Genomic DNA, 11,563 nt, shown 5'->3' on the forward strand with positions numbered 1-11,563 from the left:
TACGCAATTGCTGTCGCAGCATGATGAGCACACAAGCCGCGACAAGCCACAGGGCTCCTGCGCTCGCCGCCCAATAAAGCCATGGCCCAGGGCTGTCCGCCCAGGGGCTGAATGGAGCCCGGGACGCAAGCAGTCCACCGCCCAGCCCGACGCCCCACAACAGGCTGGTGTAGAGCACGAGGGGCCCGATGGTCACGCGAAAGCACCGCAGCACAAATACGCAAACCGTTTGTACCGCATCGGCCAGGTGGTATAGCGCGACCCATGACAGTAGGGCGGCGGCCAAAGCTGCCACAGCGGCATTGTGGGTGTACACGCTGGCGAGGGTGGAAGCGCCGACCCAGGCCAGAGCGGCAAGGCCCAGCCCTGCCGCCGTCGCCAGGCGAAGCCCTGCACCCGCCGCGTCACGCGCTGCGACGCCGTTCCCAGCACCCAGCCAATAAGACACCCTGGCGCTCGTGGCGATCGCCAGTGACAGCGGAACCATGTACAACACAGCGGCCACATTGGCCGCAATCTGGTGGGCCGCTGAGGCTGTGGCGCCCATGTTCGCGATGAACAGCGCCATCCAGGTGAAGGAACTGACTTCGACCAGGACAGCCAGCGCAGCGGGCCCACCCAGTTGCATGAATCTGCGCTGCGCTTGCCAGTTCGGTAGCGCCATTTTTCGCCACAACGCGAGATTCGCATGCGCCTGGCTGTTGCGAAGTGTCCAGATCGCTGCAGCGAGCATCGCGTGGTTCACAACCAGTGTGGCCCATGCGCATCCAACCACCCCAAAAGCCGGAATGGAGGCCACACCGAATGTGAGCGCCGCAGACAGCGGAACCTTGAGTATGAGCCCCCCGATCTGCAGCGATGTCACCCACCTTGGCATCGCCAAGGCCTGGTTCAACGTGCCGTAGATGCGAAACAGCAAAGCCGAGGGGAGCGCGAGGGCCAGCACCCTCAGATAGTCTTTGACCGCCGGTTGCATGGCTTGTGGAACATCCGCGAGCCGCAGGGCCCAGTCTGGCCACCAGAGCAGTGCCATGCCGGGCACGGACAACCCGATTGCCAGCCATACCGCCTGGTGTACGGAGGGGCCGATCTCCGAGAACCGGTGTGCCCCGCGGAGTTCAGCCCACACGGGCAGCAGTGCCTGGAACAGCCCCATGAGTGCCACGTACACGGTGATGTAGATGGCCGACCCTACGGACAAGGCAGCGAGGCTTGCTTCTGAATGGCGACCTGCGACCACGGTATCCGTGATGCCGAACGCCATAACGGCCAGTTGACCGACAAGGACCGTACCGGCGTGCCGCAGGATGGTGTGGCGGTCCTGTGTCACCGTGGTGAGACCCGGCGCAGCACGACGATGTGGTCGGTTTTGTCTGTGGGGCGGGGCACCACGGCGATCTGGGACCAGTTTGCGGCGACCGGTGTTCGATCTGTTTGGAGCATCTGCTGCCAGAGATTGCGGTCGGCCAAGGCCCAGGGGCAATCGGCGTCTGGTGTCGGAGTCATCACCGTACGGTCAAGGTGGTACTCGATGGCCGCGATCTGACTGCGGCTGAGTCCGATGGGGTGTACGCAGCCCGATTGCGGTGCCAGCAGGGCTCCGATCGCCTGCATTTGAGGCTGGTAACTGCGTGCAAAGTCGAGCAAAGGTAACCACAGGGTGAGCAGGAGCAGCCAGCCCAGGGTGGCTCCGCTGGCCGGGAGCACCAGACTCTTCCACAGAACCGCGCGGTCCCGGGCGGCCCGCCACCACACGAGCGCGCACCATGCCATGGTTGCCGCCAGTGCCACACCCAAAGCCACACCGGAAAACTGCGGTTCAAAGCCTGGCGCCAACTTGGCGACGTTGGCCGCGGGCTTGGCGGGCACTCCAGTTTGCATGGCAACCCATATCACCCATATGGTAATGGCCGACACGCTGAAAAAGAGGAGCGTGAACCAATCGATCAACGCAGCCACGCTGCGCCGCAGTGTCGGGAGTGCGAAAGCAGCCAGCGCCGCCATCGATGGCAGGCCCAGCAGCAAGGCCCTGTCGGCTGGCAGGGTGGTGAGAGTAGCCCCCAGGCCCACCAAGGTGAACCACAAAGGCAGTGCGATGTGGGGATACTGCGCCGGTGCACCAAGTTGTGTGCGCCAGCGCCACAGCGTCCACAGCGCCAATGGCCAGGCCGGCCAGCCGAACCAGACGAGCAGGCGCAGCAGGCTTTCCCAATCCTTGCCCTCCGAGCCACCCGGCAGCACGGTACGCCAGGCAAACAGTTGCCCTGACCATCCAAGTGCGGCGCATGCGATCAGCAGGCCCAGCATGCACGACATGACCGTCCAGCGCCGCGGGGCCAATGCAGCCATCCATAGCGCGCCCAGTCCGACCAGAAGGCCTACCGTTGGGGCTCCGGACAAAACGATACCGGGCAGACCAGCGCTCAGCGCAATCAGGCCTCGCAGAGCGCTCTGAGGCAGGACAGCGGCCCCATAAAACGCCAAAGCCACGAACGCCAACTGGGACAGGTAGCTTGTGGTTTCGTGGGACAACTGCGCAAGGCCCAGGCATGCGATGAGCGCCAGCAGGGCGCTGTCGGCCATTGTGCGGGCATAGTCGGTGGGGGGCGCCTCTCCGCCAAACGCGAAAGCCACCGGTTGTGCGCTGGGCGCGCGCGCGAGGTGGTAAACGCCATACCAGGTGGCGCACAGCGTCAGGGCCAGCAGCCCTAAAAATGGCCACCGCACCACCCACTCGGCGGACCAGGATTCGGGTGCGATCCGCAGGGCCCAGGCGCCCAGCCAGTACGGTAAAAGGCCTTCTGTCTCTGGAGGAAGCCCTGCAAGCGTCGGGGCCCACCACGACGTGCGGTTCTCGGCGATTGCCTGCATGTACCCGAAAGCCGCGATGTCGGCACTCTTCCAGGGTGCACGTCCCCAGAACCCGGGCAGCATGTACGCCGCACAAAGCAGGATAAGAGCCCAGCGCGGCAAGGGGCGAACCGCATGCTGGGCAACGATGGCAGGGGTGGGCAACGACACGGAGGGGCAGGGCGCTGGGTCAGCGATCAAGAATACGCTTAAATCTGGGGGCGGGCGACCAGGGTTCGCGCCAATAAAAAAGGCAGCCAGGTTGCCCTGCTGCCTTCTCGCAAAAGAAGCTGCGGATTACTTCGCGGTCGTCTTGCCGAAACGGTTGCGGAAGCGCTCGACGCGACCCCCCATGTTGTCCACAGACTTCTGGGTGCCTGTGTAGAAGGGGTGCGATTCCGACGAGGTATCCAGCTTGAACAGCGGGTATTCCTTGCCTTCGAAAGTTTCGCTTTCCTTCGTGGGCACGCACGAGCGCGTCACGAACTTGAAGCCGTTGGACAGGTCCACGAACAGCACTTCGCGGTAGTTGGGGTGGATGCCTTCTTTCATGATCGATCCTTGTTGGTTCGTTGCGGGAGCCGCGGCGGGCCCGGTGCGGCCACCGCACCGTCGAAAACCTGTCGTACTTTCCGCAAAAGCCCTCTATTGTAGCGCGGGCAAGTGGTGGGCCTCAAGCAGACGCCGAAAGCGCAGCGATCAGCCGCCGCGGCGCATCATGTCGAAGAAGTCCACGTTGGTCTTCGTGGCCTTCATGTTCTTGATCATCAACTCCATGGACTCGATCTCATCCATGTTGTAGAGGAATTGCCGGAGGATTCGTGTCTTTTGCAGGATTTCGGGCGGCAGGAGCAACTCTTCGCGGCGCGTTCCGCTCTTGTTGAGCTCAATCGCAGGGAACACCCGCTTCTCGTACAGGCGGCGATTGAGGTGAATCTCACAGTTGCCGGTGCCCTTGAACTCTTCGAAGATCACTTCGTCCATGCGACTGCCGGTGTCCACCAGCGCGGTGGCAATGATGGTGAGGGAGCCGCCTTCCTCCACTTTGCGCGCCGCGCCGAAGAACCGCTTGGGGCGCTGCAGCGCGTTGGAGTCCACGCCGCCCGACAGCACCTTGCCCGACGAAGGCACCACATTGTTGTAGGCGCGCGCAAGGCGCGTGATCGAATCCAGCAGGATGACCACGTCCTTTTTCAGTTCGACCAGGCGTTTGGCGCGTTCGATCACCATTTCCGCGACGTGCACGTGGCGTGCAGCAGGCTCGTCGAAGGTCGATGCGATGATTTCGCCCTTGACCGTGCGCTGCATCTCGGTCACTTCTTCGGGGCGTTCATCCACTAGCAGCACCATCAAGTGCACATCAGGATTGTTGGCCGTAATCGCGTGGGCGATGTGCTGCATCATCACCGTCTTGCCGCTTTTGGGCGGGGCTACGATCAGCGCACGCTGCCCGCGTCCGATGGGCGCGATGATGTCGATGATGCGGCCTGTGATGTTTTCTTCGCCCTTGATGTCGCGCTCAAGCCGCATCTGTTCCTTGGGGAACAGCGGCGTGAGGTTTTCGAACATCACCTTGTGCTTGTTTTGCTCGGGAGGCCCGCCATTGACCTTGTCGAGCTTGGTCAGCGCGAAATAGCGCTCACCATCCTTGGGCGTGCGTACTTCGCCTTCGATCATGTCCCCGGTATGCAGGTTGAACCGGCGCACCTGGCTGGGCGAGATGTAGATGTCGTCGGTACTTGCCGTGTAGCTCGTATCCGGGCTGCGCAAGAAGCCGAAGCCATCCGGAAGGATTTCGAGCACGCCATCTGCGAACACCTGCTCACCGGCCTTGGCGCGTTTCTTGATGATCGCAAACATCAGCTCCTGCTTGCGCATGCGGCCGGTGTTTTCGATCTCCAGCTCTTCGGCTTGTTTCAGGACTTCAGACACGTGCAGTGCCTTGAGTTCGTTCAGGTGCATGGATGGACTCCTGCGCGGAGTAGGGGACAAGACAAAACGGGGGGGAGGGGCGAGGCCAGGACCGATGCTCGTGGCGGCCTGGAGAGCCGGGGAGACCCGCGTGATGCCCGCCGATGAATGCGGGGCTGGGGGTCTGCCGCGATTATGACAGGAAAAGCTTGGGCTTCCTGCGGGCCCTGAGGTCACCGCCGTTGGGGCGGTGACCTGTGCGCTGCTTCAGGCCAGTTGCTGATCGATGAACGCAGTGAGCTGGGCCTTGCCCATCGCGCCCACTTTGGTGGCAGCCAACTCGCCGTTCTTGAAAAGCATCAAGGTGGGGATACCGCGAATGCCGAACTTGGCCGGGATCTCGCGGTTTTCGTCTACGTTCATCTTGGCGATGGTCAGCTTGCCCTGATAGGCGGTAGCGACCTCGTCCAGAATCGGGGCGATCATCTTGCAGGGGCCGCACCACTCGGCCCAGTAGTCCACCAGCACCGGGGTGCCGGCTTGGAGCACGTCCGCTTCGAAGCTTGCGTCGGAGAGATGTTTGATGAGTTCGCTGGCCATGGCTGGTTCCTTGGGTCGGGGCGTTCAGGGTCCGCTGTACGGTTAAAGTCTCAGGATTGTGACAGAAACCCATTCCACGTTCACTGGTGTGCCCGGTGGTTGTGACGCTATGACTGTCATAGCGAAAGCCGATGCCTGTCCTGCTCTTTGGCAGTCCCTGCTGAACCACGTGATCGGCCATCTTCGCGATGTGGGGCAGCATCCCTCGCAGACGGTGGTGGTGCTGCCGTATGCGCAGTTGCTTCCGTTGGCACAGCGCTATTGGGGCCAGTGCGTGCCCCATGGCTTCGTTCCCCACTTTGAAACCACCCGCAGTTGGGCGGGGCGATTGCGCCCGGTTGTACAGGTCCCGGACGACTGGACGGGCGACAGTGCACGCGATCTGATGACGGCGCGCTCCTTGCTCGGGCAAGCTGGGCTGGGGCGCCATCTGCCGCTCCTGCTGCCGCTGGTGCTGGAGGCGGCTGCCCAGCTTGCGCCTGCAGCCGCGGCGCAGGCGCCATCGCTGCGGGCCGCGTGGCTCGCGCGTGGCCGCGCGCTGCTGGACACCGAAAACCACCACTGGCTTGAGCTGGAGTGGACCGCCTGCCGCCTGGCGCTGGAATGGGTGGCGGCCACGACCTTCGAGACCGACGTGCTGTGGGCCGATGCTGCACCGGCGGCCACCGCCGCGCTGGTGGTGGTACGCGGCGCGCGCCCGGACCCATTGGCCCAGGCCTTGCTGGCGCACTGGGGCCCCCTTGCGCTGGAGCTGCCGCTGCTGCCGCCTGCTGGCCCTGATCAGGCCGCTCCATTTGCGCTGCGCGGCCATGCGGCGCTGGATGCCGAAGACGAGGCCCTGCGGGCTGCCGCCTGCGTGCTGCAACATCTGCAGGACGGGCGCAGCCCGGTGGCGCTGGTGGACAACGACCGGGCCCTGACCCGGCGTGTGACAGCCTTGCTGGAGACCGCTGGTGTGGCCGTGTGCGATGAGACCGGCTGGACTTTGTCCACCACGCGCTCGGCGGCGGCGCTTGTGGCCTTTTTGCGGGCTGCGGAATGGGATGCGGGCGCTGATGCCGTGCTGGATTGGCTCAAACACTGCCCGGCGCTGCCGCCGGGTTGTGTGGATGCACTGGAACGCTGGCTGCGTCGCCGCGGCGGGGCGCGGTGGGTGCCCGCGTCTGCCAACGCGGCCGAGACGCCACCGGCCGTCAAGGACGTCGTCGCGCGCGCCGAGGCATGGCGCGCTGCGTTGCAGGCTTCACGGCCGTTGGCGCAGTGGCTGGCGTCGCTGCGCTCGCTGCTGCGCGACTGCGGGCTGTGGCCGGTGCTGCAGGCAGATGCCGCGGGCGCGGAACTGCTGCGGGTGTTGCGCCTGGAAGACGATGCAGACACCGAGGTGCAACAGTGGGCCGGTGCCGGTCGCGCCCTGGCATTGGCCGATTTCGTGGCATGGACGCGCGATGTGCTGGAAGCGCAGCGCTTCATTCCGGCCCACGACGCAACAGCATCGGTGGTGGTGCTACCCCTGGCGCAGACACTGGGACGGCCGTTTGCTGCAGCTGTGGTGCCAGGGTGCGATGAACGCCGCCTGCAGGCCGCTCCCGAGCCAGCCGGCCCCTGGACTGCGGCTCAGCGTGCCGCGCTTGGCCTGCCCACTCGTGAGAGTCTGGCGGCTGCCTTGCGTTTGGCCTGGGACAGCCTGCGCGCACTGCCGCAGGTGGATGTGTTGTGGCGCGAGGCAGACGATGGAGGTGAACCTCTGATGCCCAGTGCCTTGGTGCAGCAATGGCGGCTCAGGGGATGGCTTGCGCTCGCTCACGATCCTCTGGCCCAGCGCGAGGTGGCACCTACGCCGGTGCTGCGGCCAGCACCGACGGCGCCAGGGCTGCTGCCCGAGCGGATTTCGGCCAGTGCCTATGCGGATCTGCGGCATTGCCCGTACCGGTTTTTTGCCTTGCGCCAGTTGGGTTTGCAAGAGCCCGAAGAGCTTGAAGACACGGTGGAAAAGCGCGATTTCGGCAGTTGGCTGCATGCGGTGCTGCAGCACTTTCATGAGGGGCGGCAGGCGCAGCCGCTGCCCCGTGCGGCCGAGGTCGAACGGGCTGCGCTCGATGCGTCTGCGCAGGCCGTGACGGCGGCCCTCGGGCTCGACCGAGCCGGTTTTGTGCCTTTTGCGGCTGCGTGGCCGCAACTGCGTGAGGGCTATCTGCGATGGCTGCTCGACCATGAAAGCGCCTGCGGCGGCCGTTTCGTGGCAGCCGAACAAAAGCGCCAGGTGGCATGGCAGCAGTGGCAGCTCAGCGGCACCCTCGACCGCATGGACGAGGCCACGCGCGACGGGCGCACGGTCGGTCTGCTGATCGACTACAAGACCGAATCCCTGAAAGCGACCCGTGATCGCGTGCGGCCTGGATCGGAAGACCTGCAACTCGCCTTCTATGCCGCGCTGGTGCAGGGCGATCCTGCGTTTGCCGACCGGCCTGTGGCGGCGGCCTATCTCAACGTGGGCGAGCGCGGCGACACCGAGTGGGTGGAGCAGGAAGACGTGGTGGCCTCGCGCGACCAGTTGCTGGCCGGTCTCGCGCACGATCTGCAGCGCATTCAAGACGGCCACGCCTTGCCCGCGCTGGGGGAGGGCCCGGTGTGCGACCACTGCGCCGCCCGTGGCCTGTGCCGAAAGGATGCCTGGGCATGAACGCAGCGAATTCGCCCGTGGTCGATCTGGGCATGGCAGCGCCCGCAGAACCCGCTTACGAGCGCAACGGCGCGCCCGTGTCGCGCGCTGCGTTTTATGCGGTGGCCTGCGATCCCCGGCGCAGTGTGGCTGTCGAGGCCTGCGCGGGTGCGGGCAAGACCTGGATGCTGGTGTCGCGCATGCTGCGCGCACTGCTTGGCGGTGCCCAGCCGCATGAGATCCTGGCCATCACCTTCACCAAGAAGGCGGCGGGCGAGATGCGCGAGCGTCTGCTGCAGTGGCTGGCCATCTTTGCCAATCAGCCGCTGGACGTGTTGGCGGCAGAACTGCGTGCGCGCGGGCTGGACGAAGCCCAGGCGCAGCTACAGGCCCCCCGGTTGGCCGCCTTGTACGCGCAGGTGCTGGAGTCGGGCCGTCCGGTGCAGATCCGCACCTTCCACAGCTGGTTTGCAGCCCTTTTGGGTGCGGCCCCGGCGGTGTTGCTGCAAGAGCAGGGCTTGCCGGTGCGTTTTGAGCTGCTGGAGGACGATGCGCAGGCTGTGCAGGAGGTGTGGGCACCCTTCTGGGACCGTCTGACGCAGTCTCCCGCGCTGCATGCCGACTACATGGCGGCGGTCGCGCGGCATGGCCGCAGCCAGACCCACAAGGCCCTGGAAGCCGCGCTGGCCAAGCGGGTGGAATTTGCGCTGGCCGATGCCGAGGGGGTGGTCGATGCGTCGCTGCCGCCGTTTCAGGCGCTGGATCCCCGGTGGCGCACGCTCGAACAGCCCAGCGACGCCCTGGACGGCCAGGCCGCCCATGACCGCTGGCACACCTGGTCGCGTGCACTTGGGCATGAACCCAACAAGACACCGCAGAAGGCCGCCCAGGCCATCGTCGATGCCTGGCTGGAACCTCGGGTGGAGCGGCGCATGGACGCCCTTCGGCGTGCCCTGTTCGTGGCCAAGGAAGACCGCCTGAGCAAGCACCTGGAGAAATACGATGCCGCGCAGGAGGCTGAGGCCGAGCTGCAAGCCCTGTGCGAGGCCGAGCGCCACCACCAGGCCTGGCAACACCAGCAGCGCATGGCCCGGTTGACGCGCGCGCTGATCGAGGAATACGCGAGCCTCAAGCGACGCCGCGGTTGGATCGACATGAACGATGTGGAGCGCACTGCGCTCGTGATGCTGTCCGACCCGGTGCTCAGCGGCTGGGTGCAGGAGCGGCTGGATGCGCGCATCCGGCATCTGTTGATCGACGAGTTCCAGGACACCAACCCGCTGCAGTGGCAGGCGCTGCACGCTTGGCTGTCGTCGTATGCGGGCAGTGGGGGCGGTGCGCAAGCGCCCAGCGTCTTCATCGTCGGAGACCCCAAGCAGAGCATTTACCGCTTTCGCCGCGCCGAGCCCCAGGTCTTTGTTGCGGCCCAGGCCTTTGTGCGCCAGGGGCTGGGCGGTGACCTGCTCAGTTGCGACCACACGCGGCGCAATGCGCGCACCGTGATCGGCGCGGTGAACCAGGCCATGCTGCAGGCACTGGCCCAGGGGGAGGTGGCCGCCTACCGCGCCCACACCACCGAATCGCCACGGCCTGGGGTGCTGTGCAAGCTGCCGCTGCTGACTGCGGCGCCTGAGGGGCCTGCGGCCGACGCCCCTTGGACCGATGCCCCAGAGGCCGCTCAGGCCCAATCGACGCAGACGGCCCAGGACGCATGGCGCGACAGCCTCACGCAGCCCCGCCACGAAGCCGAGACCACGCTGCGCATGCGCGAATGCGAGCAGGCCGCACGCTGGGTGGCAGCCCAGTGCGCGGCGGGTGTGGCACCGGGTGACATCATGGTGCTGGCGCGCAAGCGCGACCGCCTGGTCTCCATGGAGGAGGCTCTGCGCGCCCTGCACATTCCCTGCGTGCAGCCCGAGAAAACCCGCCTGTACGACACGCCCGAGGTGCAGGATGTGGTGGCACTCCTCGATGTGCTGGTCTCGCCGCGGCACGACCTGTCGCTCGCGCGCGCGCTGCGGTCCCCGCTGTTCGGCTGCAGCGACGCAGACCTTGTGGACTTGGCCGAGCGCCGCCGTGCTGCAGGCAGTGGCGTAGATGGCTGGTGGGATTTGCTACAAAAAGAGGAGCTGCTCAGTGAGCATTGGAAAGCACGAGCAAGCATTTTGAGGCTGTATCAGCAATGGCTTGCGCAGTGGCCGCCCCACGATGCGCTGCATGCCATCTATGCGCACGGCGACGTGCTGGCGCGCTACGCAGCCACCACGCCCGCCGCCCGCCGCCCCACCGTGCTGGCGCATTTGCGCGCCCTGCTAGCCGCTGCGCTGGGGCACGAAGGCGGGCGCTATCTCACGCCCTATGCGTTCGTGCGGGCCATGAAGCAGGGCCGGGTGCGCGCGCCCGTCACCGCCTCGGCCCAGGCTGTGCAACTGCTCACCGTGCACGGGGCCAAGGGGCTGGAGGCCCACAGCGTGCTGCTGCTGGACACCGACGCCAAGGCGCAGCGGCCTGACACCATGGGCGTGCTGGTGGACTGGCCGGGCGAACGCGTCGCACCCGCGCACTTCCTCTTCCTGACCAGCGAATCGCAGCCGCCGCGCCATGTGGCAGGGCTGGTCGCAGCCGAGCAGCTCGCACGCCAGCGCGAAGAGCTGCACATGCTCTACGTGGCCATGACCCGGGCGCGTGAATGCCTGGCCGTGTCGGCCACTGAAGGAGCGAGTGCCGCTGGCGCAGTGAGCTGGTGGACGCGCCTGTCACCGTGGATGGCTGACGCCGTGCCGGATGCGGCAGACGCGCCTTCGCTGGTGCTGTCCGCCGATGCGCTCGCGCCTGCCGCCTGGTTGCCGCAACTGCCGGTGTTGCCCGACTCCCTGCGCCGGGCCCCGACCGACTTGCGCCCCGAGCCAGCCGACGACCGCCAGGCCCGCATTGGCGAAGCCATGCACGAGTTGCTGGAGCAGACGCCCCTTAGCACCGGCGGGCCTGCCGGCGCTGAATGGCCTGCCGCGCGGCTGCAGCGCCTGGCGCGCGACCATCGCCTAAGCCTGGCTGAGTCGCGCGCTGCAGCCAGCCTGGCTACGGCCGTGCTGAACGGGGAGGGCGGCTGGGCCTGGGATGCGGCGCAGATCGCGCAGGCCTTCAACGAAGTGCCTCTGCGCCACCAGGGGCAAAGCCTGCGCATCGACCGGCTGGTGCAGCGCACCCACCCGGCCGCGCTGGCGGGCTGGTGGGTGCTGGACTACAAGAGCGCCGCCGAGCCCATGCGCCAGCCTGACCTGGTGGCCCAGCTGGAGCGCTACCGCAGCGCGGTGCAGGCGCTGATGCCGTCGGCTGCCGTACACGCCGCTTTTCTGACCGGCGACGGGCGTCTGCAGACGCTGCCTGCGCAGGGCATCCCGGCCGCAGCCTCGCTGCAAGGCGGCGCTGCGCTCGGGCATACTCCGGCCCCCGCTGCGCCGCTTGCGACCGATGCACCGAAGCCGCCGCCGCAAGGCGCGGCCGCCGCAGTACCCCCGGTGCAGTCCTCGTTGTTTTGAGGCA

The 11,563-nt window shown here is 66.4% G+C and carries 7 protein-coding genes; 2 read left to right on the plus strand and 5 right to left on the minus strand.

Annotated features, from left to right (window positions below):
• The 5 genes from ABD866_RS04160 to trxA all read right to left on the minus strand — a co-directional run.
• Positions 1 to 1,330 (minus strand): MATE family efflux transporter (locus ABD866_RS04160; RefSeq protein ID WP_345061435.1); only part of this gene is annotated, 1,330 nt, incomplete at its 3' end.
• Positions 1,327 to 3,021 (minus strand): hypothetical protein, encoded by a 1,695-nt coding sequence (locus ABD866_RS04165; RefSeq protein ID WP_345061437.1) that lies wholly within the window; start codon positions 3,019 to 3,021, stop codon positions 1,327 to 1,329. The genes ABD866_RS04165 and ABD866_RS04160, both read right to left, overlap by 4 nt.
• Before the next feature lie 126 nt (positions 3,022 to 3,147).
• Positions 3,148 to 3,402, minus strand: a complete 255-nt coding sequence (locus ABD866_RS04170; RefSeq protein WP_345061440.1) for a type B 50S ribosomal protein L31 — start codon at positions 3,400 to 3,402, stop codon at positions 3,148 to 3,150.
• A gap of 147 nt (positions 3,403 to 3,549) precedes the next feature.
• On the minus strand, positions 3,550 to 4,812 hold the full coding sequence (gene rho, locus ABD866_RS04175; RefSeq protein ID WP_345061442.1) for a transcription termination factor Rho: 1,263 nt from the start codon (positions 4,810 to 4,812) through the stop codon (positions 3,550 to 3,552).
• Between the two features lie 216 nt (positions 4,813 to 5,028).
• Positions 5,029 to 5,361: a thioredoxin TrxA gene (gene trxA / locus ABD866_RS04180; protein WP_345061444.1), complete on the minus strand. Its 333-nt coding sequence runs from the start codon at positions 5,359 to 5,361 to the stop codon at positions 5,029 to 5,031.
• A 109-nt stretch (positions 5,362 to 5,470) separates the two neighbouring features.
• Between trxA and ABD866_RS04185 the strand changes: the two genes are divergently transcribed.
• Together ABD866_RS04185 and ABD866_RS04190 are read left to right on the plus strand one after the other, a co-directional pair.
• Complete coding sequence (locus tag ABD866_RS04185; RefSeq protein WP_345061446.1) at positions 5,471 to 8,041, plus strand: PD-(D/E)XK nuclease family protein; 2,571 nt, start codon at positions 5,471 to 5,473, stop codon at positions 8,039 to 8,041.
• Positions 8,038 to 11,559, plus strand: coding sequence for a UvrD-helicase domain-containing protein (locus tag ABD866_RS04190; RefSeq protein WP_345061448.1), 3,522 nt, complete (start codon positions 8,038 to 8,040; stop codon positions 11,557 to 11,559). The genes ABD866_RS04185 and ABD866_RS04190 overlap by 4 nt, the downstream gene beginning before the upstream one ends.
• Positions 11,560 to 11,563 lie beyond the last annotated feature (4 nt).

It is taken from the genome of Acidovorax lacteus (assembly GCF_039540375.1).
GTDB lineage: Bacteria > Pseudomonadota > Gammaproteobacteria > Burkholderiales > Burkholderiaceae_C > Acidovorax_G > Acidovorax_G lacteus.